The sequence below is a fragment of the Aeromicrobium sp. REDSEA-S32_B7 genome (assembly GCF_001626145.1).
Lineage (GTDB): Bacteria > Actinomycetota > Actinomycetes > Propionibacteriales > Nocardioidaceae > Aeromicrobium > Aeromicrobium erythreum.
This window is the reverse complement of the sequence record NZ_LUNF01000040.1, coordinates 1-24,529: the sequence shown is the minus strand read 5'-3', so window position 1 is coordinate 24,529 and position 24,529 is coordinate 1. Positions and strand designations below refer to the sequence as shown.

Annotated in this window: 19 protein-coding genes, 1 tRNA gene and 2 pseudogenes; 11 read left to right on the top strand and 11 right to left on the bottom strand. The window is 73.6% G+C overall.

The genetic code is table 11. The annotated features are described in order from the left end of the window. Nucleotides 1-485: alcohol dehydrogenase catalytic domain-containing protein (locus A6Q79_RS02840; RefSeq protein WP_317696081.1), on the bottom strand; the 485-nt coding region annotated here is incomplete at its 3' end. 552 nt (nt 486-1,037) lie between these two features. Here A6Q79_RS02840 and A6Q79_RS18550 point away from each other — a divergent pair. From A6Q79_RS18550 to A6Q79_RS02810, 6 genes and pseudogenes are all read left to right on the top strand, one after another. Continuing rightward, nucleotides 1,038-2,707, top strand: a pseudogene (locus tag A6Q79_RS18550) (cryptochrome/photolyase family protein). 90 nt (nt 2,708-2,797) lie between these two features. Beyond that, a complete protein-coding gene (locus tag A6Q79_RS02830) occupies nt 2,798-3,592 on the top strand; it encodes a carbon-nitrogen hydrolase family protein (protein ID WP_286689247.1) in 795 nt (264 codons plus the stop codon). Next, nucleotides 3,589-4,653 (top strand): hypothetical protein, encoded by a 1,065-nt coding sequence (locus A6Q79_RS02825; RefSeq protein ID WP_067860707.1) that lies wholly within the window; start codon nt 3,589-3,591, stop codon nt 4,651-4,653. The genes A6Q79_RS02830 and A6Q79_RS02825 overlap by 4 nt, the downstream gene beginning before the upstream one ends. A gap of 50 nt (nt 4,654-4,703) precedes the next feature. After that, nucleotides 4,704-4,791 (top strand) — tRNA-Ser (locus A6Q79_RS02820). Nucleotides 4,792-5,071: 280 nt separating this feature from the next. Further along, nucleotides 5,072-5,476 carry a hypothetical protein gene (locus tag A6Q79_RS02815; protein ID WP_067860705.1) on the top strand — a complete coding sequence of 135 codons (405 nt, stop codon included), beginning with the start codon at nt 5,072-5,074 and terminating at the stop codon, nt 5,474-5,476. Between the two features lie 38 nt (nt 5,477-5,514). After that, nucleotides 5,515-6,126, top strand: a complete 612-nt coding sequence (locus A6Q79_RS02810) for a TetR/AcrR family transcriptional regulator (RefSeq protein ID WP_067860703.1) — start codon at nt 5,515-5,517, stop codon at nt 6,124-6,126. Nucleotides 6,127-6,130: 4 nt separating this feature from the next. On the opposite strand, the gene A6Q79_RS02805 is transcribed toward A6Q79_RS02810, so the two are convergent. After that, the gene (locus A6Q79_RS02805; protein WP_067860701.1) at nt 6,131-6,784 is read right to left on the bottom strand and encodes a hemolysin III family protein; all 654 of its coding nucleotides are present in this window, start codon (nt 6,782-6,784) and stop codon (nt 6,131-6,133) included. A gap of 37 nt (nt 6,785-6,821) precedes the next feature. Next, on the bottom strand, nt 6,822-7,550 hold the full coding sequence (locus A6Q79_RS02800; protein WP_317696069.1) for an alpha/beta hydrolase: 729 nt from the start codon (nt 7,548-7,550) through the stop codon (nt 6,822-6,824). Nucleotides 7,551-7,791: 241 nt separating this feature from the next. On the opposite strand from A6Q79_RS02800, the gene A6Q79_RS02795 reads away from it, so the two are divergent. Then, complete coding sequence (locus A6Q79_RS02795; protein ID WP_286689248.1) at nt 7,792-8,487, top strand: TetR/AcrR family transcriptional regulator; 696 nt, start codon at nt 7,792-7,794, stop codon at nt 8,485-8,487. Here the strand turns inward: A6Q79_RS02795 and A6Q79_RS02790 are convergent. Genes A6Q79_RS02790 through A6Q79_RS02770 form a run of 5 tightly spaced genes read right to left on the bottom strand, consistent with a single transcriptional unit; the run spans nt 8,436 to nt 13,024 of the window. After that, nucleotides 8,436-9,380 (bottom strand): carbohydrate kinase family protein, encoded by a 945-nt coding sequence (locus tag A6Q79_RS02790; protein ID WP_067860695.1) that lies wholly within the window; start codon nt 9,378-9,380, stop codon nt 8,436-8,438. The genes A6Q79_RS02795 and A6Q79_RS02790 overlap by 52 nt on opposite strands. Then, complete coding sequence (locus tag A6Q79_RS02785; RefSeq protein WP_067860693.1) at nt 9,377-10,048, bottom strand: class II aldolase/adducin family protein; 672 nt, start codon at nt 10,046-10,048, stop codon at nt 9,377-9,379. Before A6Q79_RS02785 ends, A6Q79_RS02790 begins: the two co-directional genes overlap by 4 nt. Beyond that, nucleotides 10,045-10,527 carry an SRPBCC family protein gene (locus A6Q79_RS02780; protein WP_286689250.1) on the bottom strand — a complete coding sequence of 161 codons (483 nt, stop codon included), beginning with the start codon at nt 10,525-10,527 and terminating at the stop codon, nt 10,045-10,047. Before A6Q79_RS02780 ends, A6Q79_RS02785 begins: the two co-directional genes overlap by 4 nt. Then, on the bottom strand, nt 10,524-11,924 hold the full coding sequence (locus A6Q79_RS02775) for an FAD-dependent oxidoreductase (RefSeq protein WP_286689251.1): 1,401 nt from the start codon (nt 11,922-11,924) through the stop codon (nt 10,524-10,526). The genes A6Q79_RS02780 and A6Q79_RS02775 overlap by 4 nt, the downstream gene beginning before the upstream one ends. Further along, nucleotides 11,921-13,024, bottom strand: a complete 1,104-nt coding sequence (locus tag A6Q79_RS02770; protein ID WP_067860687.1) for an alpha/beta hydrolase — start codon at nt 13,022-13,024, stop codon at nt 11,921-11,923. Before A6Q79_RS02770 ends, A6Q79_RS02775 begins: the two co-directional genes overlap by 4 nt. Before the next feature lie 144 nt (nt 13,025-13,168). Between A6Q79_RS02770 and A6Q79_RS02765 the strand changes: the two genes are divergently transcribed. Next, nucleotides 13,169-14,410 (top strand): FAD-dependent monooxygenase, encoded by a 1,242-nt coding sequence (locus tag A6Q79_RS02765; protein WP_286689252.1) that lies wholly within the window; start codon nt 13,169-13,171, stop codon nt 14,408-14,410. A 27-nt stretch (nt 14,411-14,437) separates the two neighbouring features. Beyond that, entirely contained in the window at nt 14,438-14,881 is a 444-nt protein-coding gene (locus tag A6Q79_RS02760; protein WP_286689253.1) for a MarR family winged helix-turn-helix transcriptional regulator, read from the top strand. 41 nt (nt 14,882-14,922) lie between these two features. On the opposite strand, the gene A6Q79_RS02755 is transcribed toward A6Q79_RS02760, so the two are convergent. The 3 genes from A6Q79_RS02755 to A6Q79_RS02745 are packed head-to-tail and all read right to left on the bottom strand — an operon-like array spanning nt 14,923 to nt 17,864. After that, the gene (locus A6Q79_RS02755; RefSeq protein WP_067860683.1) at nt 14,923-15,639 is read right to left on the bottom strand and encodes a trans-aconitate 2-methyltransferase; all 717 of its coding nucleotides are present in this window, start codon (nt 15,637-15,639) and stop codon (nt 14,923-14,925) included. A gap of 40 nt (nt 15,640-15,679) precedes the next feature. After that, on the bottom strand, nt 15,680-16,918 hold the full coding sequence (locus tag A6Q79_RS02750) for an activator-dependent family glycosyltransferase (protein ID WP_067860681.1): 1,239 nt from the start codon (nt 16,916-16,918) through the stop codon (nt 15,680-15,682). 1 nt (nt 16,919) lies between these two features. Continuing rightward, nucleotides 16,920-17,864 carry an NAD(P)-dependent oxidoreductase gene (locus A6Q79_RS02745; protein WP_067860679.1) on the bottom strand — a complete coding sequence of 315 codons (945 nt, stop codon included), beginning with the start codon at nt 17,862-17,864 and terminating at the stop codon, nt 16,920-16,922. On the opposite strand from A6Q79_RS02745, the pseudogene A6Q79_RS18545 reads away from it, so the two are divergent. Together A6Q79_RS18545 and A6Q79_RS02735 are read left to right on the top strand one after the other, a co-directional pair. Then, a pseudogene (locus A6Q79_RS18545) lies at nt 17,863-22,290 on the top strand (acyltransferase domain-containing protein); the annotation flags it as partial. The gene A6Q79_RS02745 and the pseudogene A6Q79_RS18545 overlap by 2 nt on opposite strands. 496 nt (nt 22,291-22,786) lie before the next feature. Beyond that, nucleotides 22,787-24,529 (top strand): type I polyketide synthase (locus tag A6Q79_RS02735; protein WP_317696047.1); only part of this gene is annotated, 1,743 nt, incomplete at its 3' end.

The following is a 24,529-nucleotide window of genomic DNA, read 5'->3' as shown; positions in this document are numbered from 1 at the left end:
GCCTTCGCCAGCTGGATCGCCATCGTGCCGATGCCGCTCGCGCCACCGTGCACCAGCAGCGTCTCGCCGTGCTGCAGCTTGGCCATCATGAACACGTTCGACCAGACGGTGGCCGCGACCTCCATGAGTCCGGCCGCGTCGACGAGGTCGATGTCGCGCGGCGCCATCGCGACCTGCCCGACCGGCACCGCCACGTACTCCGCGTAGCCACCACCGGACAGCAGCGCCACGACGTGCTCGCCGACCGTGTACTCGCTGACCCCCTCGCCCAGCGCGACCACGTCGCCCGAGCACTCCAGGCCCAGCACGTGCGTCGCACCCTCCGGCGGGTCGTAGAACCCCTGCCGCTGCATCAGGTCGGCCCGGTTGATGCCTGCTGCGGTGACCCGCACCAGCACCTCGCCGGGCCCCGGCTCAGGCGTCTCGACGTCGACGACCTGCAGGGCCTCGACCCCACCCGGCTCCGGAACCACGACAGCACGCATGCGTCCGAGGCTAGCCGCGCCGTCTCGGGTCCGCCTCGGCGGTCACGGGTCGGACGGGGGTGACGGGCAGGCGGGGCGACTCGTCGTGCTGCTGCGCTGCCTCGGGGGTCTCGTCCTGCTGGTGCGCTGCCTGTGAGGTCTCGTCGTGCTGGTGCGCTGCCTGCGGGGGTCTGGGCTTGCCGCTGCGCTGCCTGCGAGGGTCTCGTCGTGCTGGTGCGCTGCCGCGGCTTCCGCTGGGGGTGGTCTCCGAAAGGGCCTCGACCGGGCGGCTGGGCGGTCGGCGGCTCGGGTTCTCGGGCTGCGGCTCCCGCTGTGGACGCAATCTTCTGCGTTCGTGCGTCGGAGGTCGAAGGCTCCTGCGTTTGCTACGGGATCCCGTCGTGAACGCAGAAGCGTTGGACCTCAAGCGCACAAAGGAAGAATCGTGGGTGCCCTTGGGGGTGGGGTGGGCAGCGCTTCTCCCTTCTCGTGGCACGGTCCACGAGAAGGGAGAATCTCTGCCACGTCTGACCCCGTCGGCGGTGGATCTGCCACCTGGACAGCGCTGGGAAGGTGGCAGATCCACCGCCGACGGCGATTCGGTGGCAGACCCACCGCTCGACCCGCAAGACCAACGCACAGCCCGAGACCCAAGACCAGCGCGGTCGCGAGCTGCCCGCTCGAGGCCCTTTCGGAGCGCAGGACGAGTCGAAGCCGCGCCAGCGCAGCCCCACCCGATCACGAAGCCGCGCCGGCGCAGCCCCACTCGAGACAGAAGCCGAGCCGACGCAGCCGCAGGACGAGAGCTCGCGCGCAGAGCCACCCCACCCACTGGACAGGCGGGCCCCCGCACCCCGCCCTAGCGTGGACGTCGTGAGTCGACGCGTCCGTCTGGTGCTGCCCCACCAGCTGTTCCTGAAGCACCTGGAGGCGCCGTCGGGCACGACGTTCGTGCTGGTCGAGCACGACCTGCTCTTCCGGCAGTACGCGTTTCACGCGCAGAAGCTGGTGCTGCACCGGGCGTCGATGGAGCGGTTCGGGGAGCGGCTCGCGGACGCCGGTCACGAGGTCGTGCGGGTGCGGACCGACGGGCGGACGACGAGCCGGGCGGCGCTGGCGCGTGAGCTGCGGTCGGGCGACGAGGTGAGCGTGTACGACGTCGTCGACGACTGGCTCGAGCGCGACCTCGAGGCGTGCGCCGACGACGTCAGCACTTCTACGCGTGGCAGCGGCAGCGTCTCGACGTCCTCGTCGACGGCGACCAGCCCGTCGGCGGGAAGTGGTCGTTCGACGAGGACAACCGCAAGAAGCTGCCGAAGAGCGTCGACGTGCCCGACGTGACACGACCCGAGCGGACGGACGTGGTCGACGACGCGATCGCCTGGGTCAAGCAGGCCTTCCCCGACGCGCCCGGCGACATCGACGCGTTCGCGTGGCCCACCGACCACGACGAGGCCGCCGCGATGCTCGAGCAGTTCGTCGAGGAGCGGCTCCAGACCTTCGGCCCCTACGAGGACGCGATCACGACCCGGTCGGCGACCGTGTTCCACTCGGTCCTCACCCCGGCCCTCAACATCGGCCTGCTCACCCCGGCGCAGGTGCTGGACCGGGTGCTCGCGCACGCCGACGACCACGACGTGCCGCTGGCGTCGCTCGAAGGCTTCGTCCGCCAGGTGATCGGGTGGCGCGAGTACATGCGCGGCGTCTACGTCACGCACGGACGGCGGATGCGCAGCACCAACCACCTCGGCCACACGCGGTCGCTCGCGAGCGGCTGGTGGGATGCGACGACGGGCCTGGCGCCGGTCGACGTCGTGCTCGAGCGTGTCCTGGAGAGCGGCTACGCGCACCACATCGAGCGGCTCATGGTCGTCGGCAACGCGATGTGCCTGATGCGCATCGACCCCGACGACGCCTACGAGTGGTTCATGGCGCTGTTCGTCGACGCCTACGACTGGGTGATGGTGCCCAACGTGTACGCGATGAGCCAGTTCGCGGCGGGTCCGCTCGTCACCACGAAGCCGTACGTGTCCGGGTCGGCGTACCTGCGCCGCATGTCCGACCTGCCGAAGGGCGACTGGTGCGAGGCGTGGGACGGCCTCTACTGGACGTTCGTCCGCGACCACCTCGACGTCTTCGCGACCAACCCGCGCTCGCGCATGATGGCCCGCTCCTACGAGGGCATGGAGCCTGCGACGAAGGCCGCGCACACCCGGGCCGCCGCGCCGTTCCTGCGCGACTGACGCCCGGCTTTGCAGGGCTCACCGGCACCCGAAGGTGGTCGGGAACCGGTCTCATCCCGCTCTCAGTCCGCCCCTGTCACACTGGACGGCATGCGTGTGGCGGCTGTGCAGGTGGCGTCGACGATCGACTCCACCGCGAACCGGGACCTCGTCGAGGCCCGCCTGGCCGCGCTCCCCGCCGGCCTCGACCTCGTCGTCCTTCCCGAGGCGACCATGCACGACTTCGGTCCAGTCGACCACGACCTCGCCGCGGTCGCCGAGCCGCTCGACGGACCCTTCGTCGCGACGCTGGCCGCGCAGGCCCGTCGTCTGGGCGCGACCGTCGTGGCCGGCATGTTCGAGCAGACCGACGACCTGCCCTACAACACGCTCGTGGTGCTGGGCGCCGACGGCGACCTGCGCGCCACGTACCGCAAGATCCACCTCTACGACTCCTTCGGCTACACGGAGTCCTCGCGGCTGCGCGGCGGCGACGTCGAGCCGGTGGTGGTCGACGTCGCGTCGGCCGACGGCTCGTCGACGTCGGTCGGGCTCATGACCTGCTACGACCTGCGGTTCCCCGAGCTGGGTCGCGCCCTCGTCGACGCCGGTGCCGAGCTGCTCGCCGTGCCCGCCGCGTGGGTGGCGGGCGAGCACAAGCTGCACCACTGGCGCACGCTGCTCACCGCCCGAGCGGTGGAGGACGTCGTACCCGTCGTCGCGGCCGCGCAGGGCGGCGAGCGGTACACCGGGCACTCCCTCGTCCTCGACGCGTGGGGCACTACCCTCGCCGAGGGGGATGCAGGAGAGGACGCCGTGGTGACCGCCGAGATCGACCCCGCCGACGTCGCGCGAGCGCGCGAGGTCAATCCGTCACTCGCCAACCGACGGATGGGTCAGCGGTGAGTCGCACGCACGCCACGAGCAGCGGCGGACGCCGTCGGCTCGACGCCTCGGTACCCGTCGACTACGACGTCCCGGTCCGTCAGCCGCGTCTGGAGTCGCCGACCGCCACCCGGTACGCGTTCGCGGCCACGATCGTCGCGTGGGTCGTGGGCGTGCTGGCCGCGGGCTCGTCGCTCGTGGCGGTCGCGCACCCGCAGTGGATCGAGCGGGTGGGTGCGGCGCTGCTGCTCGTCGTGTTCAGCATCGGCCTGACGCACCGCGGCGGTGGCCACATGCGCATCTGGACGGTCGCGTCGTCGGTGCTGGCCGTGGCGGCGGTGGCGACGGGCGTGAACCTGCTCGTGGCCTCGGCGGCGGCGGTGTCGGCGATCCTCGCGAGCGTGTGGGCGGTGGTCGCGACGAGGCCGGCACGCACCGCCGTGGGTGCGGTCAAGGAGTTCGCGATCGCGCTGGTGGTGGCGTTGAGCGGCACGGTGGCGGTGGCGGCGTGGAACGCGCCGGTGGCCTACCAGCGGTTCAACCTCGTGGTGCTGGCTGCGTCGCTGACGGTGGCGATCGCGTTCGTCTGGAACCTCGGCGCCGGTCTGCACGGGCTCGGCAAGCAGAACCTGGCGATCATCTCGGGCGTCGCGATGGTGCTGGTGGTGCTGCTGGCGTACTCCAGCGTGGTGCGCACGCACGGTTCGGAGTCGTTGGTGGAGGGCATCTCGAACGCTGTCACGTGGATGCGGGAGACGGTCGGCGGGGTGCCCCGGCCGGTCGAGGTCTTCATCGGCTTCCCGGCCCTGATCGTCGGGGTGTCGTTGCGGTCGAAGCGGCGCGACGGCTGGTGGGTGCTGGTGTTCGCGGTGCTGGGCACGGGCGTGCTGACGACGTCGCTGGTGTCGCCGGGCGCGTACCCGTCGTACATCGCGCTGTCGACGGCGTACTCGGTGGTGCTGGGCGTGCTGGTGGGCCTGGTGGCGCGGTTCCTGCTGGTGCGCGAGCGCGGGTCGCGGTCGTCGCGGGTGCTGATGCCGACGCTGCGCTCGGAGCCTGGCCGGATCGCGCCGCTGAAGTAGTGCGAGAATCGGCGGTGGCGCCGCCCCGGTCCTGACCTGGCGGCTGCCGTGGAGGGGTGCCGGAGTGGCCGATCGGAACCGCCTTGAAAGCGGTCGTAGCGAGAGCTACCGCGGGTTCGAATCCCGCCCCCTCTGCCACCGGCGCGCAGCGCCCACTCGCAGAGGGCTCCGGATTCGAGGAGGAGCCGCTGGGGGCACCTCCCGCTTGCGGGGGCGGAACGAGCGGCGACGGAGTCCCGCCCCCTCTGCCACCGGCGCGCAACGGGCCCACGCTGAGCCGTTGCCGAGTGGTCTCGATACGCGGCCAGCGGGAACTGCCGGAGGCTCTATCTCTTGAGTGTGACGTTTCGGGCCCCGAACACCACGAATCGGGCCCCAAACGTCACACTCAGCGGGGTAGGGCAGACTGAAGGACCTCATGACCACCTACCGCCTCGACCGCGCCCCCGCTCTCGCCGTGGTGGGGGTCGTCGTGGTCGTCGCGGCGGTCACGGGCTTCGTCGCGTTCGTGGCGACGTCGGCGCTCGCGGGGGTGGTCACGGTGCTGCTGCTCCTCGCGGCGGTGGTGCTCGTGGCGCGTCCGCCCGTGGTGGCGAGGCTCGACGCGCACGGCATCCGCACGCGCCGGGCGCGGGAGCGCTGGGTCGACGTCGCCGACGTGTCCGTGCGCGACGGCATGCTGCTGCTCGCGCTGGGCGAGGAGGGGGCGGACCAGAAGGCGCTGCGGCTCTCGCTCGCGACGGTGGGCGCGCGGGCGCCGGAGCTCGTGCGCGAGGTGTACGACCGGCTGAACACCGCGCACGGCTACCGTCGCTTCGAGTGACACCGGTCGCCCCGTCCGTCGAACGGTAGGTTCGTCCCGTGCCCTCGACGTCGAAGCCACGCTCCCACTACGCACGCGGCCACCAGCGGCGCGCGGAGGTCGTCGCGGCCACGGTCGAGGTGATCGAGCGGCAGGGCATCGAGGGCGTCACCCACCGGTCCGTGGCTGCTGCCGCGGGGGTGCCGCTGTCGACGACGTCGTACTTCTTCGACTCCCTGGACCACCTGATCGGCGAGGCCGTCACCAAGATCGCCGAGGACGTCGTTGCCGGTGCCGACGCGCTCATCGTGCAGCTGCGGGACGCCGAGGGCGGTTCTCGACGCGAGGTCGTGGAGCGGCTCATCGAGCTGATGTCGGTGCAGCGTCCCGGTCCGCTGGTCGCCCAGTTCGAGGCCTACCTCGCCACCACGCGCCGACCGGAGCTGCGGGCGGCGGTGCAGCGCATCGTCGGCGTGTACGAGGACACCGCCGTCGCCGTGTTCGAGGCGCTGGAGGTCGACGAGCCGCGGCTGGCCGCGCGTCAGCTCGTGGCACTGCTCGACGGACTCGCCCTGCTCTCGGTCGCGGCGCCGCGGCCCGACGACACCGAGGTGCGCCGCGACGCGTTGCGGCGGCTCGCGGCCGTGCATCTCGGCCCCGACTGGGAGTGAGCGGTCAGCCCAGCACGAGCAGGCTGATCGCCACGTACTGGCACGTCCAGGCGGCGATCGTGAACGCGTGGAAGACCTCGTGGAAGCCGAACCACGCCGGCGCGGGGTCGGGCCGCTTCGTCGCGTAGACCACGGCGCCGAGGGTGTAGAGCACGCCGCCGGTGGCGATGAGCACGCCCGCGGCGACGTCGACGCCGAACACGCTGCCGATGAACGGCGCGATGCTCCACCCGAGCACCACGTAGAGCAGGGTCGACAGCCACCGCGGCGCGTCGATCCACAGCAGCCGGAAGCCGACGCCGAGCGCGGCGCCCACCCACACGACGGTGAGCACGGTGGCGCGCTGCCAGTCGTCGAGGGCGGTCACCGCGATAGGGGTGTAGCTGCCGGCGATGATCAGGTAGATGTTCGCGTGGTCGGCCCGCTTCAGGCGACGTTCGACGACGGGCGACCACCGGCCGAGGTGGTAGGTGGCGCTGGTCGCGAACAGCACGAGGCCGGTGAGCCCGTACACGGCGCTCGCCCAGCCGGTGTCGGCCGCGGGGGCGAGGGCCACGAGCACGATGCCGGCTGCGAGCACGAGCGGGGTGGCCGTGGCGTGCAGCCAGCCGCGCAGCCGAGGCTTCGCCACCCGCGCGACGACCTCGGCCACTGGCACCCCGCCGCCTGCGGCACGAGGAGTGCTGGACGACCGGTCAGCCACGAGGGTTCTCGGCCAGGCGTGCGGAGACGTGCCGCCGAGCGGCCTTCGACTCGGGCAGGAACGTCACGGCCGGGAACACGTGGAACCCGCCCGCGGCCTCCACCAGCGAGACGTCGACACCGGCACGACCCGCACGCTCAGCCAGGTCGCGGCAGTCCTGCAGGAACAGGTCCCGGTCACCGACGACGAGGGTGGTCGGGGGCAGCTCGTCGAGGTCCGCGAACCCGGGGCTCACGAGAGGGTCGCGCGGGTCGGTGCCGCCGGCCCAGAGCCGCCCGGCGTGCTGCAGGCCAGGCACGGCGAGGGACGGGTCGCGCGGCTCCACCTGGCCGACCCCGGGGTTGGACATCGTCACGTCGAGCCAGGGCGCGACGAGCACGAGGTGGTCGGGGACGGTCCTGCCCTGGTCGCGCAGGGCGAGCGCGGTGGCGAGCGCGAGGCCACCGCCGGCGGAGTCGCCCGCCCACACGACCCGTGGCCCGTACCTGGCGCGCACCGCGGCGTCGACGTCGAGCATCAGCGGTACGACGGTGGCGGCGGTGCCTGCCGGGGCGAGCGGGTACAGCGGCGCGACGACGCGCGCGTCGTTCTCGGTCGCCAGCGCGGCGATGAGGTCCCAGTGCTGCACGACTGGCGGGTTCACGTACGCGCCGCCGTGCACGTAGACGATGGTGCGGCGGGGGTCGGGACGTCGGGAGTCGACCACCTCCAGGCACCGCACGTCGGCGAGGGTCGTCTCGCGGAACCCGTACCGAGCCGAGTGGCGCCGGCGTGGCGCCGTTGCGCCGACGGTCGTGCTCCGTCTGCTCGGCCGACCCCAGCACGCGCTTGGTGCCGCGCGCGGCCAGGACCTGGCAGACGAGGCGCATCCGCCATGACGGGGAGGAGCGCAGGAGGATGGTGTCCATGGACTCATCCTAGCGAACATCGGACACTTGTCCGATGTTCGCTAGGATCGACTCATGGACGAGTCCTCCCTGCACGAGCGGCTGCTGGAGTCCGCCGTCGCCACCGTCGCCGAGCTGGGTTGGCGCGACGCGGCCGTGGAGCCGCTGTGCGCTCGCGCCGGGACCACGCCGGCGGCCTTCTACGCCGAGTTCGCCACGCTCGACGACCTCTTCGTCGCCCTCTACCGCCGCGAGGCCCGCGACCGGGTCGCGGCGATCGACCGCAGCCTGCGACGGCTCGTGTCGCGGCGTCGGCGGCAGGCCGGTGCTGGTGCGCCGGTGGAGCCCGCCTCCGCGGTGGCCGCCGTGGCCGACGCGGTGGGCGCGGAGCTCTCGGACCGTCGCTGGTGGCTCGTCAGCACCGAGTACATGCTCCGCGCCGTGCGCCACCCCGACGTCGGGGGTGAGTACCTGCGGGTGCGACGCGAGGTCCACGAGCAGGTTGTGGACGTCGTGGGACGGGCCGTGGCCGACCTCGGCCTCGTGCTGCAGGTCGAGGTCGACCGGCTCGTCGAGCTCGGCATCGTGCTGCACCGCGGCGTCGTCGGGCAGAGCCTGCTCGACCCTGTGGCGACGTCGGCGACCGACCTCGACCGGCTCGTCTGGGAGGCGCTGGTGGTCCCGGCGGCTGCCGCCGACGGGCCTCGGCCGACGTGGGCTCAGCGGGTGGGCGTGGAGGTGGCGAACGCGTCGACGAACGCGAGGTCGTAGGAGCCGGCGTCGGTGCCGAGACCCTGTGCCACCTGCGCCGCGACGGCGCAGCCCAGTCGAGCCGACTCCTCCGCGGAGCGACCCGCGGCGCGCCCGAGGACGAAACCGGCGGAGAACGCGTCGCCGCAGCCCGTGGTGTCGACGACGTCGATCGCGAACGCCGGCACCTCGACCACCTCGTCGGCCGTCACCACCACGGCCCCGCGTTCGCCGGCTGTCGCCGCGACGCAGCCGACACCCTTCTGCAGAAGGGCGCGTGCACCCTCGACCAGGTCGGTGGTACCGGTGAAGCCGAGCACCTGCTCGTCGTTCGGGAGCAGCACGTCGCAGTGCGGGAGCGCGTCCTGGATCCACTCGAGCATGCCCGGGTCGCCGGGTGCGAGCACGTCGATCGACGTCGTGATGCCCGCGGCGCGAGCGGCGGCCAGCAGCTCGCCGGCGGCGGGACCGCCGACGAACTCGGGTCCGCCCAGGTGGAGGTGGTCGACGCCCGCGAGGTCGGCGACGTCGGGCAGGGTGAACCCGCCGTTCGCGCCGATGACGTGCCACGCCGGTCGGTCGCCGTTCGGTCGCACGGGGATGACGGAGGCCGACGTCTGCTCCGTGGGGTGGGTCGCGAGGCCGGCGACGTCGACGCCCTCCTCCTCCAGCAGCGCGCGCAGGGTGCGGCCCGCCGCGTCGTCGCCGACCGCGCCGTAGGACCGCACGTGCGCGCCGAGGCGGCTCAGCACCAGGGCGGCGCCGCCGGCGGTGCCGGCGGCCGACAGCCGGATCGACTCCACGAGCTGGCCCTCGGAGCCCTCCGGCACGGACTCGATGCCGACGGCGTGGGCGTCGAGCACGTGCACGCCGACGGCGGCGACGGTGACGGGGGTGGGGGACGAGGTGCTCATGGGTTCTCCTGGACGGTTCCGTAGTGGCGCTCCAGCGCCTGGGTGATGACCGCGAGTTGCTGCTCCTCGGTCAGGGGCACGGGCTCGGACACCTGGCTCACGCGCAGCAGCAGCTCGGCGAGCCACTCGACGAGCAGGGCGTGGTCGACGGCCGACCGCAGGTCCTGCCCGAGGGCGACGGCGCCGTGGTGCGCCATGAGTGCCGCCTGGCGTCCGTCGAGCGCGGCGAGCACGTGCTCGGCGAGCTCGGGCGTGCCGAACGTGGCGTACGGGGCGACGCGGATCTCGCCGCCGAGCAGGATCTGCTGGTAGTGCAGCACCGGCATCGACCCGAAGCGCGCGGGGGCGCACGCCACGGCGGTGGCGGCGGGGGAGTGCGTGTGGACGCAGGCCCGGGCGAACGTGCGGCGGTACACGTCGAGGTGCAGCGTCAGCTCCGACGTCGGCTTCAGCCGCCCCGACACGACCGTGCCCGCCAGGTCGGTCTCGACGACGTCGTCGGCGGTGCAGCGCCCGAGCACCACGCCGGTGGCGGTCACGAGCACGCGGTCGTCGCCGAGGCGGGTCGACACGTTGCCGGCGGTGCCGACGAGCAGGCCGGCGTCGGCCAGCTCGCGGGCGGCGGCGGCGAGCGCCTCGCGGGGGTCGTCGGTCTCAGGGTTGGTCATCGGGCCTCCCGCGGCAGGGGTCGCTCCGAGCGCAGCAGGGTGTCGAGGTTCTGCATCGACCGCTGGAACTCCTGCGGCAACGACCGGCCGAGGACGGCCGCCAGCACGCGACCGAGCGGTCCGAGCGCGAGGCCGAAGGTGACCTCGTACGTCATCAGGGTGCCCCGCCCGTCCGACGTCGGCGTGAAGGTGAAGACGTTCCGGAAGTCCCGCAAGGGGGCCAGGCCCTCCCCTGCGTCGACCCGCCGCACGTGCGGCTCGACCTCGAGCACGGTCCACGTCGTCGTGGCGATGAGCGGTCCGAGGGTGCTGTTGCGCTCGCCGTACGTGTCGCCGACGGTGGCGCTGCCGTGGTGGCGGGTCACCTCCAGGCAGCCGTCGACCCACTCGGCGTAGCGGGACGTGTCGTCGACGACGGCCCAGACGTCCTCGACGGGGGCGTCGATGCGGCGCTCGGCGCGCACACGGTGCTGGCTCATGCGGTCTCCTCGTGGCGGGTGGTGCGGGTGATGAGGTCGGCGACGTCCTCGCCGGTACGGACGGCGCCGTCCATGTAGCCGTTCCAGTGGTTCGCGTGCTCGGCCCCCGCCCAGTGGACGCGGCCGTGGGGCACGTCGCGCCACGGTCCGAGCTCGGTGAGCACGCCGGGCGCGAGCACGGCGGTCGGCCCGCCGCGGGTCCACGGCTCCGTGGTCCAGTCCTGCTCCCAGTAGTCGGTCGGCTCGAGCGCGCGCGGCCCGACGACGCGGGCGAAGCTGCGCAGCACCGCCCCTCGCCGTTGCGCGGCCGGCCGGTCGGCCCACGTCTTCCAGGCGTGCGCGCCGAGGAATCCCATGAGCACCCCCGGGGCGCCGGACGGCGGGGTGTTGTCGAACATCGAGCACACCGGCTCCGCGTCGCCACGGAACAGCCCCTGCCCGGACAGCCCGTCCGCACGCCAGAACGGCTCGTCGTACACGGCCTCGCACTTCATGAGCGTCCCGAACGTCATGCGGCGGAACAGCTCGGCCTGCGGGGCGGGGAGCGCGGGCTCGAGGTCGATGCCGGCCACGAGGTGCGGCGGCACCGCGACCACGACGTGCTGCGCGTCGACGTCGAGGTGGTCGGTCGACACCCGCCCGCCCGACGCGTTCTGCGCGATCCGGCGCACCGGGGCGTCGAGCACCACCGCGTCGCCGAGGTCGGCGGCCAGCAGGGCGGAGAGGCGGTGGGAGCCGCCGACGAACCGCGACTCCTGTGCCCCGCCGTCGACGCCGATCATGCGGTCGAGGGTGCCGCGGTGCGTCTCGTCGCCCGCGCCGGCCACGTACCAGAGGGTGAACAGCGCCGACGCCTCCGCGGCCGTCGTGCCGTACGCCGAGCCGAGCAGGATCTCCAGCACCTCCACGGCGCCGCCGCCGAGGGAGAGGGACCGCGCCCACGACGCGGTGGTCATGGCGTCGAGCCGGTGCGCGTCGGGCGAGCGCCACGGGGCGTCGACGTCGATGCGCCGCACCGCACGGTCGAGCCGGGCCATGAGGAGACCGAGGTCGGGGAGGGTGGTCCAGGCCGGGGGGATGTCGCCGCTGAACCGGCGCACCGCCTTCCCGTGCACGTACACGGTGTCGCCGACGTCGTGGGCGCGGAACGTGTCGACGCCCAGCTCGGTGGCCAGGGCGAGCACGCGGTCCTGCGTCGGCCCGACGAACTGCCCGCCGGACTCGACCACCTGCCCGTCGCCGAGGTCGTGGTTGAGGGTGCGGCCGCCCACGCGGTCACGGGCCTCCAGCACAAGCACCGAGCGGCCGCGCTCCTGCAGACGTCGGGCCGCGGTGAGGCCGGCGAGCCCGGCCCCGACCACGACGACGTCGACGCTGCGCCGCTCCCGTGCCGTCATCGGACGGTCTCCCCGGAGGCGAGCGGCACGAGACGCTTGCGCAGCTGGCCGGCGGCCTCGTCGAGGACGCGTCGGGCGACGGTGCCGACGCCGGTGGCGTTCACGAGCCCGTGGACGATGCCCTCCTGGCGGGTGAGCGTGGTGGGCACGCCGGCCTCGAGCAGTCGGGTGGCGTAGGCCTCGCCCTCGTCGCGCAGCACGTCGAAGCCGGCGACGACGACGTGGGCGGGCGGCTGTCCCTCGAGGTCGGGGGCGAGCAGCGGCGAGACGCGCGGGTCGTGGGCTTGGGCCGGGTCGGTCAGATAGTGCGCCTTGTACCAGTCCATCTGGGCGTCGCTGAGGAAGAAGCCGTCGCTGAACAGCTCGTAGGAGCGGTGCTTGGTGGTCAGGTCGGTGACCGGCATGAACATCAGCTGGAAGGCGGGCACCGGGACGGACGGGTCCGTGCGGGCCTCCAGCGTGCTGACGAGGGAGGCGACGGCGGTCAGGTTGCCGCCCGCGCTCTCGCCGCCCACGGCCACGGCCGACGGGTCGATGCCGAGCTCGCTCGCGTGGGCGACCACGTGCCGGAAGGCCGCGACCGCGTCGTCGACCCCGGCCGGGAAGGGGTGCTCGGGGGCGAGGCGGTAGTCGACGGAGACCACGGTGATGCCTGCTGTGTCGGCGAGGTAGCGGCAGACGGAGTCGGCGGAGCCCAGGTTGCCGAGCACCCATCCGCCGCCGTGGAAGTAGACGAGGCCGGCGGACAGGGCGGGCAGCCCGGCGGGCCGGTAGATGCGAGCGGGCAGGTCCCCGCCGGGACCGGGGAGGACGAGGTCGCGCACGTCGTGCACGGGGTGCTCGTAGCCGAACACCCACGCCTCGCCGTCGATCTGGCGGCGGCCCTCCTCGACGGGCAGCGTCTCGAACGTCTCGCCGACCGCGAGGTTCAGCAGCCGCACCCCCACCTGGGCCTCGACGTCGAGCGTCTGCCCGTCGATCGAGATCGGCTTTCCGGCGATGGCGCGCTTGAGCGGCTGCGGCAGGCGACCGAGCGTGCGCACCACGCGGCGCGCGACCCGGTCGGACAGGGGTCGGTGGGTGGTCTGCTTCTCGGTCATGCGGGCTCCCTCGCTGTGCGTGTGAGCCAGGGTACACCGAACATCGGACATCTGTCCGATGTTCGGTGTTGTTCTCTCGTTGGACGTGCGGGGCAGAGCAGAAGACTTCACAGTGAAGTGAACGTCCATGACGAAGGAGACCCGATGTCCACCACCCGACCCACCGTGCTCGTCACCGGCACGAGCATCGCCGGACCCGCGTCGGCGTGGGGCCTGTCGCGCGCCGGCTTCGACGTCACCCTGCTCGAACGTTCGCCCGAGCCACGCACCACCGGCCAGAACATCGACGTCCGCGGGCTCGGCCGACAGGTCCTGCGCCGGATGGGCGTCGAGGAGGAGGTGCTCGCGCACCTGACCGGGGAGGACGGCACCCGCTTCATCGGCCCGGACGGGACCCCGGTCTCCGTCCTGCCGAAGCAGGAGGGCGCCGACGTCGACGGGCCCACCGCCGAGATCGAGATCCTCCGCGGACGTCTGTCGCAGATCGTGCTCGGCACCGTGTCGGCCGAGGTCGAGCAGCGGTGGGGCACCTACGTGACGGCCGTGGCGCAGGATGCCGACGGCGTCGACGTCGAGCTCGCCGACGGCACGCGCGAGCGGTACGACCTCCTCGTCGTCGCCGAGGGGCGCGGGTCGCGCACCCGCCGCCTCGTCATGGGCGACCGCACCGAGATCCGCGACGCCGGCGTCTCGATGGCGTACGGCACGATCGACCGTCGCCCCGACGACACCGACTTCTGGGACTGGTACACCGCTCCGCGCGGCCGGTCCGTCACCCTGCGACCCGACGACGTCGGCACGATCCGCGCCACGCTCACCTTCGCGTGCGAGCCGTTCGGCTTCGAGCGGCTCGACACGGACGCCCAGCTCACGGTGCTGCGCGAGCGCTTCGCGGACGCCGGCTGGCAGACCGAGCGCGTCCTCGACGGGTTCGAGCAGCACCCGGAGGAGCTCTACGCGCAGCGGTTCGCGCAGGTCGTGCTCCCGTCGTGGAGCGAGGGTCGGGTCGCGTTCCTCGGCGACGCCGCGTGGGGGTCGGGTCCGACCGGGATGGGCACCACGCTGGCACTGGTCGGGGCGTACGTGCTCGCCGGTGAGCTCGAGCGCACGCTGCACGAGGAGCGCACCCACGCCGACGCCTTCGCGGCGTACGAGTCGATGCTGCGCGCGTACGTCGACCGGCACCAGTCGCTGCCGCCCGGCGGTGCCCGCGTGATGCACCCGTCGTCGCGGCTCGGCGTGCGGGTGGTCAACACGATGTTCCGGCTGGCGGGGACGAAGCCTTTGAGCTTCCTGCTCGATCGCGTGTTCCTGCCCGACCGCAAGGGTGAGCCGATCCTCCCGGACTACGCGTTCTCCCGGCGCGAGGGGCGTCCGGCGGCGTAGAGTCCTGCTCCGACCAGGAGGTGCTGGATGACCGAGTCGGCGGCGAGGATGCTCGAGGCGCTGCGTGGCTACGTGGTCGCGTACCAGGAGTCGGTCCACGACCTCGCGCGCTGGATGGGCCTGCCGCCGTCGGACGGTGCTGCGTTCGGCGAGGTCCTGTGGGCGGAGGCGACGGGGCGGCCGATGTCGCCGGCGCGCCTGTCGGAGCGGGTCGGGCTGACGTCGGGCGCCACGAACGCCCTGGTCAACCGGCTCGAGCGCGACGGGATGGTGGCCCGCAGCCGCGAGAGCTCCGACCGTCGGTTGGTCACGCTGCGCGCCACGCCCGGGGCAAGGCGTCGGGCCGAGGAGTTCACCACCCAAGCCGCCCTCGCCCTCCAGGCCCTGCTCGCCCAGCAGGACGACGCCCATCTCGACGCCGTCCGCGCCACGCTCGACCGGTTCGCCGCGGTCCTGCCGCGCCACCGCTGAGGTGTCGGGGCAGGGAGCAGCCGACGGCCGACTTGGTGGCGTCAGCCTGCGTGCAGGCCGACGAACAGCCCGCGCCCGGACGGGCCGCCCTCCAGGTACTCCACGTCGAGGCCGGCCTGGCGGAAGGCCGTCTCGTACTCCTCGCGCTCGAACAGCGTGATCTCGTAGTGCTCGGTCTCGTGCCGCACCCCGTCCGTCGGGTCCGCGACCAACCAGTGGATCTCGAGCCGGGAGACCCGACCGTCACGCAGGGAGTGCGACGTCCGCGAGATCGCACGGTCCCCCACGCGGACGACGTCGGCCGCGACGTACCCGGGCAGGAAGGTCTCCGGGAACCACCACGGCTCGACCACCACGACACCCTGCGGCGCGAGATGGCGGGCGAAGGAGTCGAGGGCAGCGTCCAGCTCGTCGACGTCGACCATGTGCCCGATGGAGCTGAACATGCACGTCACGGCGTCGAACTGCCGAGGTAGGTCGATGGCCCGCATGTCGCCCTGGGTGACGGTGAGCTGCGGGTAGCGCCGTTCGGCGACCTCGATCATGGCGGGGGAGAGCTCGAGCCCCTCCACCCGGCCGAACGACCGCGAGAGGGGCTCGAGATGGCTCCCCGTGCCGCACGCGACGTCGAGCACCGAGTCGGCGTGAGGGTATCGCGAGCGCACCAGGTCGGTCACGGCCGATGCCTCGGCGGCGTAGTCCTTGCCCCGCGCCTCGTAGAACTGGTCGTAGAGCTCAGCGAACTCACCTTCGTACACGGTCTCCTCCTGGACGGGTCGGGCTGGACGGGATCGTCGGTCACGTGCGGGCGGCGACGGTGCGCCGCTCGATCTCCTGCGCCACGGCCGTCGGCGTCGGCTCGGCGCGCAGCTCCTCGCGGAGCGCGCGGGCCTGCGCGCGGTAGGTGGGCTGGTCCAGGACCGAGCGCACGGCGTCCGCCAGGGTCGCGGCATCGGTCTGCTGCGGGTCGAGGGAGAGGCCGGCGCCGGCGTCGGCGACCTGCTGACCTCGCAGCAGGCAGTCCCACTCGTGCGCGACCGCCACCTGCGGCACCGCCTGGTGCAGCGCCGATGCCCACGTGCCCGCCCCGCCGTGGTGCACCACGACGTCGCACGACTCCATGAGGGCGTTCATGGGGACGAAGTCGACCAGGCGAACGTTGGACTGCACCTGGTCGGGGGCGAGGCCGGAGCGGGTGACCACGACCTCGTGGTCGAGGTCGGCCAGACGTGCGAGCAGCTCGGGCAGGTCCGCGCCGTCGCCGAGGCCCGAGAAGCCGCCGGTGACGGCGATCCGTCGCCGACCGTCGTCGAGCCAGGATGGCGTCCGCGAGGGGCCGTTGTACGGGGCCGACGTCGTCCCGGGAGTGATGTCCAAGCCGGAAGGAAGCCGGAAGCGGGCCGGGATCTGCTCGACGGTCCACTGTCCGAGCGCGAGGTCGGGCGTCGCTTCGACACCGTGCTCGCTCGCCACGTCCCGGAGCCAGTCGGCCAGGGGGTCGGGGCGGCGGCGGTTCTCCTCTTGGTCGGCCCGCAGCGCGAGGAAGTGTGAGCGGAAGTAGCCGGTCAGGTCGGTCCCCCAAGCCACGCGCGCGTGCGCCGCGCCGCTGGCTCGCGCTGCGACGGCACCGGCGAAGGTGAACGGTTCCCACAGGACGAGGTCCGGCTGCCACCGGCGCGCGTGGTCGACGAGGCCGGCGACGAACTCGGGGTTGTTCACCCGCGGGAAGACCGAGCGTGCGTTCGCCGTCTCCAGTCCGAGCAGAAAGTCCCAGGAGTGCAGCTCGTCGTGGCGACGAGCGAAGTCAAGACCCGTGGAGTACCGGTGGACCTCGGTGGCCTCCGCGGGGTCGATCTCGAAGAGTCGGTGGTCGACACCGACCGGGACCGCCACCAGGCCGGCCGAGACGATGTCGTCGACGAGGTCGGGCTGGCTCGCCACCCGGACCTGGTGGCCCGCGAGCGTGAGCGCCCACGCCAGCGGCACGAGGCCCTGGAAGTGGGTCCGGTGGGCGAAGGAGGTGAACAGGACCTTCACGTCAGTGGCTCGCTGCCTTCTCGTGCAGGGTCTCGGCGACCTCGCGGACGCCGTCGCCGAAGGCGACCTGCGGGATCCAGCCGGTGGCCTCGGAGAACCGGCCGTCCCCGACGTCGTCGCTGCGGGAGTCGTTCTCGGCGGCGTGGTCCGGCGGGGCGACGCTCGTGACGGGCACGGGCGGTCGCCCCGTGGCGACGGCGACCGCGCGGGCCACGGTGGTGAAGACGTCGAGCAGCGACTCGGTGCGCCCGGCGGACAGCTGCCAGACCTGGCCGGCGACGGCGGCGCCGTGGTCGAACGCGGCCGTGACGGCCCGTGCCGTGTCGTGGACGTGCAGCAGGTCTCGGCGCACGGTGCCGTCGTTCCAGAGGGTCAGCTCGCCGCCCTCGAGGGCGCGATGCGCCATCGCCGCCACGATGCCCCGGCCGGTCTGCCCCGTCGGTCGAGCCACTCCGTACACGGTGGGCAGTCGCAGGATCAGCGGGCGGAGGACCCGCTCCTCGCCGGCCTGCTGCACGAGGCGTTCCGCCTCGATCTTCTGCTCGGCGTATCGGCTGACGGGACCGGCGGCGGCCTGCGCCGAGCTGAGGAAGAGCAGGAGGGGTGGCTCCCGCCGGCGGCTCGCAGCGTCCACCAGCTCCCGCACGAGGTCGACGTTGACGCGATCCGAGGCCGGGTCCTCGGCGTCTCGCCACGTGGAGCCCAGGGTGCCGTAGGCGGCGGCGTGCACGATCACGGAGGCTTCGGCGACGACCGTGCCGATCGTCCCCGGTGTCGCCAGGTCGAGTCGGCGGTCGGTCACACGCTCGGTCGCTGGTACTCCTGACCGCGACACGGCGAGGACCTGCGAGGCGCGCGGGACCAGCTCGGGGAGCAGGGCGCCGCCGACGTAGCCCGACGCCCCGAGCAGGGCGACCACGGGCGCCTGCCCGGCGTCCTCCGACATGCCTGCCCCCTCTGCTGCGCAGCCGCAAACGAGAGGATCGTACCGGAGTTGTCGTCGGACCGGTACGGCGATCCGCCGGCCTGGAACAAAGTGCCACTTCAGTTTGTCCAGCCGCGCCCGTTCTGGTTTGCTGGCCGAGCACGGGCGGTCGTGCCGAGCCCGGGGGAAGCTTGAAGTCGAGGAGTCAGTCGTGGACCGTCACGCCGCCGATCACCACGCACCCAACGACGTCGGGGAGCATGCGGCGGCCCTGCCGCTCGGTGGTGCCGACCGTGACGCGGTGCGCGCGCTCGCGCAGGCCTTGCGGCAGGAGGTCGTCGCTGGCCGGGTGCACGACGTCCGCGCCCTCGGGTCGGCTCTCGCCGCCGACGCCGCCACGTCGAGGACCGACGGCCACCGGTCCGTCGTCGTCCTCGACGACGCCGCCTCGGCGTCGGACCTGGTCGAGGTCCTCGACGCCGTCGTCGCCGGGCGTCCGCACGCACGCCTCGTCGAGGGAGCGCCGCGACGCGATCCGGGCATGACCGCCTTCGTGTTCCCTGGCCAAGGCGCGCAGTGGCCCGGCATGGGTGCGCGCCTCCGCGAGGAGTCGTCCATCTTCGACGAAGCCATGACCCGCTGCCTCGCGGTCCTGGGGGAGGAGCTCCCGGGATGGTCGGAGGATGCGCTGCACTCGGAGGCCGCCCTGCGTGCGGTCGAGGTCGTGCAGCCCGCGCTCTACGCGGTGCAGACGTCGCTCGCAGCGTTGTGGCAGGCTCACGGCGTCCGCGCGGACGTCGTCGTCGGGCACAGCATCGGCGAGCTCGCGGCGGCGCGTGTCGCGGGCGCCTTCTCGCACGACGACGGTGCCAGGGGAGCGTCCCGGTGGAGCCGCGCGATGATGCCGCTGGTGGGCGTCGGGGACATGGCGTCCGTCGGGCTCAGTCTCGACGAGGTACTCGCGCTGCTCGAGCGGTGGCAGGACCCCGATGTCGAGCTCGCCGGGGTCAACGGCCCGGGCTCGGTGCTGCTCGCTGGCGCCCCCGACGCCGTCCGACGTCGCGTCGCCGAGCTGCAGGCCGAGGGCGTCCGAGCCCAGGTGATCGCGGTCGAGATGGCGGCCCACTCCCGTCAGGTCGACGCCGTGGCTGCGGACCTCGCGGGCGCGTTCGACGGACTGGCTCCGGCGTCGCTGGCCCTGCCGTTCGTCTCCAGCGTGGCGGCGGGGCACGTGGACGGACCGGACCTCGTGGGCGCGCACTGGGCCCGGTGCTTCCGCGAGCCCGTGCGGTACGACCAAGCCGTCGCCGTCGCGCTCGCGGACGGCGTGCGGACCTTCGTCGAGGTCAGCCCGCATCCGGTGCTCACCGCGGTAACCCGGCAGACGATCGAGGGCGAGGGCGTCGAGGCCCAGGTCGTCTCGACGCTGCGCCGCGACGTCGGCGGGTGGGCGACGTTCCTACAGTCGCTCGCGCAGGTCTGGGTCGCCGGGACCGACGTCGATTGGTCGGCGGCCTACCTCGGCGTGGAGCCCGCCGGTCTCCCGGTAGCCGTCCCCGTCGGACCGCTGTCGCCCGCCGGTGCTGGTCCGGCCGGTCAAGAGGCCGCCCCGTCGGTGGCGGAGTTCGTGGCGGCGGTCCGCGCACATGCCGCGACGGTGAGCGGCCGCGAGGTCCGTGCGGACGAGACCTTCCTCGACATGGGCCTCGACTCGGTGCTCGTCGCGCAGCTGCGCACCCAGCTGCAGGAGGAGCTGGGGCGTGCGGTCCCGATCACGTCGTTCTACGACTTCCCCACCCCGCAGGCGCTCGCCGAGGCCTTGACCGGTGGGTCCGACCGGCGACCGGCCCGACCGGCGCCCCCGGTGGCGCGCGTGGACGACGAGCCGATCGCCATCGTCTCGATGGCCTGCCGGCTGCCGGGCGACGTCGACACCCCCGAGCGCTTCTGGTCGATCCTGTCCGAGGGCCGCGACCTCGTCGACGGGCTCCCCGCGGACCGCGACTGGGACGTTGACGCGCTGCTGCACCAGGACACCTCCCGGTCCGGGACGACGGTCCAGCGCGCCGGGGGCTTCCTGCGCGCCGTGGCCGACTTCGACCCCGCGTTCTTCGGGCTCTCTCCCCGGGAGGCGCTGGCCATGGACCCGCAGCAGCGCGTGCTGCTGGAGCTGTCCTGGGAGGCGCTCGAGCGGGCGGGGATCGCGCCGTACTCGTTGCGTCGGACGCGGACCGGCGTGTTCGTCGGGTTGATCCCGCAGGAGTACGGACCGCGGCTCGCCGAAGGCGGCGCCGGGGTCGAGGGCTACCTGATGACCGGCACCACCTCCAGCGTGGCGTCGGGGCGCATCGCCTACACGCTCGGTCTCGAGGGGCCCGCGCTGACGGTCGACACGGCCTGCTCGTCCTCCCTCGCCGCCCTGCATCTCGCGTGCGCCTCGCTGCGGCGCGGCGAGACCCCGCTGGCCCTTGTCGGAGGGGCCACGATCATGCCGACGCCGGGCATGCTCGTCGACTTCAGCCGGATGGGCTCGCTCGCTGCCGACGGTCGCTCGAAGGCGTTCTCCGCGGACGCGGACGGCTTCGGCATGGCCGAGGGTGCCGGCATGGTGGTGCTCGAGCGGTTGAGCGACGCCCGGCGCCACGGCCACCCCGTGCTCGCGGTGGTGCGCGGCAGTGCCATGAACTCTGACGGTGCGAGCAACGGGCTGTCGGCCCCGAACGGCCGTGCGCAGGTCAGGGTGGTGCACGACGCGCTCGTCGACGCCGGGCTGTCGGCCGCCGACGTGGACCTCGTCGAGGCGCACGGCACCGGCACGCGGCTGGGCGACCCGATCGAGGCCTCCGCCCTGCGCGACGCGTACGGGGAGGATCGCGAGCGACCGCTGCTCCTCGGATCGGTGAAGTCGAACGTCGGCCACACGCAGGCGGCCGCGGGCGTGGTGGGACTGATGAAGCTCGTGCTGGCCCTGCGGCACGAGCTGGTGCCGCCGACGCTGCACGCGGCCGAGCCGTCGACGGAGATCGACTGGTCCGACGGCACGCTCGAGCTGGTGCAGGAGCCGACGCCGTGGCACCGCGGCGAACGCCCCCGCCGGGCGGGGGTCTCGTCGTTCGGCATCAGCGGCACCAACGCGCACGTCGTCCTCGAGGAGGGGCCCGCCGCGGTCGAGCCGGAGGTGGACGCAGCGACCACCAGACCAGCGACGCCCGCACCGACGACCACCGCACCCGTCACCGCCGCTCGTCGCTCCGTCCCGCTGATGTTGTCGGCCAGGACGCCGCAGGCCCTGCGCGCCCAGGCGCGCCGGCTGCTCGACGCCGACGTCCTGGCAGCGGACGCCCCCGTCGTGCCCGTGGCCGCCTCCCTGCTGCACCGTCGCAGTCGGCTGGAGCACCGCGCCGTCGTCGTCGCCGACGACGCAGGCAGCGCGCGGGTTGCGCTCGGTCGCCTCGCGGACGGCCAGCCGTCGCGGGACGTGCTGCTCGGGCGGGGTCGTGACCGCCGCCGGCCAGCGTTCGTCTTCCCTGGCCAGGGGGCGCAGTGGGTGGGCATGGGTGCCGACCTCCTCGAGCACTCGACCGTGTTCGCCGAGGTGATGCGGGAGTGCGACCGGGCTCTCGCGGGCCACCTCGACGTCTCGGTGCTGGAGACCCTGCGGTCGGGGTCGCCCCTGGACCGCGTCGACCTGGTGCAGCCGGCCTTGTTCGCCGTGATGGTCTCGCTCGCCGAGGTGTGGCGCGACAGCGGCGTGCAGCCGTCCGCGGTGGTGGGGCACTCCCAGGGCGAGATCGCCGCGGCCCAGGTGGCCGGGGCGCTCGACCTGGAGACCGCGGCGCGGGTCGTCGCGCTGCGCAGCAGGGTCCTGCGCGGCATCGCGGGACGCGGCGGCATGGTGTCGCTCGCGACCACCCCCGACGACGCGTCCCGCAGGATCGCCCCGTTCGGCGACGCGCTCGCCGTCGCGTCGGTCAACAGCCCTCGCGCCGTGGTGGTCGCGGGCGACCCGTCCGCGCTGGACGACCTGCTCGCGCAGTGCGAGGCCGACGGGCTGCGCGCCCGCCGGATCCCGGTCGACTACGCGTCGCACACCGCGCACGTGGAGTCGCTGCGGGACGACGTGCTGCGCGAGCTGCGCGGCGTCAGCGCGACGACGGGCCGGGTCCCGCTGCACTCCTCGCTGACCGGCGCGCCCATCGACACCAGCACGATGGACGCCGACTACTGGTTCAGGAACCTGCGCGGCCAGGTGCGGTTCGCCGAGGCGGCGCGGAGCCTGCTCGCCGAGGGCACCGACGCGCTCGTCGAGGTCAGCCCGCACCCGGTGCTGACGATGGCGCTGGAGCAGGTCGTCGAGGACGCCGACGCCGACGCCGCCGTGCTCGGGACGCTGCGGCGCGGCGAGGGCGGCGCCCCCGACCTCGTCCGGGCCCTCGCGGAGGCCCACGTCGCGGGACTGCCCGTCGACTGGTCGCGCGAGCTCCCCCGCGAGGCCGCCACGGTCGAGCTGCCGACCTACCCGTTCCAGCACGAACGCTTCTGGTTGGAGACGCCGCTCGCGGGTGCGCGTACCGGGGGACCCGCCGACGACTGGCGCTACACGGTGCAGTGGGAGCGGACCGAGGTCGCCGACGTCCCGGTCGCGGGTCGCGTGCTGCTGGTCGCGTCCGACTCCGCGGCCCACGAGGTCGACGCCGTCCGACGCGCCGTGGAGCAGCGCGGTGGGCTGGTCGAGGTCGTGGGTCCCGACGACGTCGAGGCGTCGTGGGGACGCTCGGGAGTCGACGGCTCGCCGACGCTGGGCGTCGTGGCCCTCCCGCACGACGGCGACGAGCGCGACCCGCTCGCGGCCACGGAGGCGCTGGGCGCCCTCGTGCGCTCGTGGTCCGGCGCGCAGGACCCTGCGCCCCTGTGGGTCGTGACCCGCCGCGCCTCCGACGCCGGTGGCAGCACCGTCGACCCCGCGCAGTCGGCCGTCGTACAACAAGCGCGTCCTCAACGACCTCGACGACGACGCCGCCGGGGTCGTGGCGGCCGCGGTCGCCGCAGCTGGCCCGGAGGACGTCCTCGCGGTGCGCGGCACCGACGTGTGGGCGGGTCGTCTCACGGCCGACCCCGTCCCGCAGGAGCCCCGGCCCTGGACCCCGTCGGGCACCGTGCTGGTCACGGGCGGCCTCGGTGCGGTCGGACGGCACGTGGCGCGCTGGCTCGCGCGTTCGGGCGCCGAGCACCTGGTGCTGCTCGGCCGTGGGGGCGAGCGTGGCGAGGCGGCCGCCGAGCTCCGCGCGGAGCTCGGGGCCCTCGGGGTCGGGGTCAGCGTGCACGCGTGCGACGTCGCCGACCACGACGCGCTCGCCGCGGTGGTCGCCGCCGAGCGGGCCGAGGGTCGCACGGTCGCAGCGGTGTTCCACGCCGCGGGCACGTCCACCACGACACCCGTGGTCGCGCTCGAGCCGGCCGAGCTGCGCCGCGTCGCGGCCGCCAAGGTGCAGGGGACCCTGAACCTGGCCGACCTGTGCGACGAGGCGAGCACCCTGGTGCTCTTCTCCTCCAACGCCGGCGTCTGGGGCAGCCCGGGCCTGGGGGCCTATGCCGCCGCGAACGCCTTCCTCGACGGGTTCGCCCGCAGCCGGCGCGGCACCGGCGTCACCTCCGTGGCCTGGGGCCTGTGGGCCGGCGAGACCATGGCCGGCGTCGAGGGCAACACCTACCTGAAGGGCCAGGGGGTGCGGGCCATCCTCGACCGGCTCGCGCCCGCGGCGCCGAAGGCGCCGCAGGCCGCGGACGCACCGGCGGCCGACCTGCTGGTCGGTGCCACGACGCCGGAGGAGCGGCGTCGTCGTCTCGAGGTCGTCGTCCACCGCGAGGTGGTCGGTGTCCTCGGGCTCGACGAGCACGCCGCCGTGGACCGGCACGTCGCCTTCCGCGACCTCGGGTTCGACTCCATGACGGCGGTGGAGCTGCGCAACCGTCTCGCGGAGGTCACCGGGCTCCGCGAGGGCGTGACCGTGGTGTTCGACCACCCCACGGTCCACCGACTCGCGCAGCACTACCTCGACCGGCTCCGGGAGGGCTCGGCCGACGAGGTCGCGCAGACACCCGGACCTCTGGGGGTGCCGTCGGCGCCGTCGACGGAGGAGGACCCGATCGTCATCGTCGGCATGGCCTGCCGGCTCGCCGGCGGCGTCCGGACGCCGGAGGACCTCTGGGACCTGGTCGCGCGAGGCGGGGACGCCGTCACCGACATCCCGACCGACCGCGGCTGGGATCCCGACCTGCTCGCCGGCATCGCCGAGACGAGCGAGGCCGAGACCATGCGGGGGGCGTTCCTCGACGGAGCCGCCGACTTCGACGCGGCGTTCTTCGGCATCTCGCCGCGGGAGGCGTTGGCGATGGACCCGCAGCAGCGCCAGGTCCTCGAGACGACGTGGGAGCTGTTCGAGAACAGCGGCATCGACCCGCGGTCGCTGCGCGGCACGCGGACGGGGATCTTCCTGGGTGCCGCCTACCAGGGCTACGGCCGCGACGCGGACGTGCCGCAGGAGGCGGAGGGCTACCTCCTGACCGGTGGTTCGTCGGCCGTGGTGTCGGGTCGGGTGGCGTACGTGCTGGGTCTGGAGGGGCCGGCGATCACGGTGGACACGGCGTGCTCGTCGTCGTTGGTGGCGTTGCATCTGGCGGTGGGG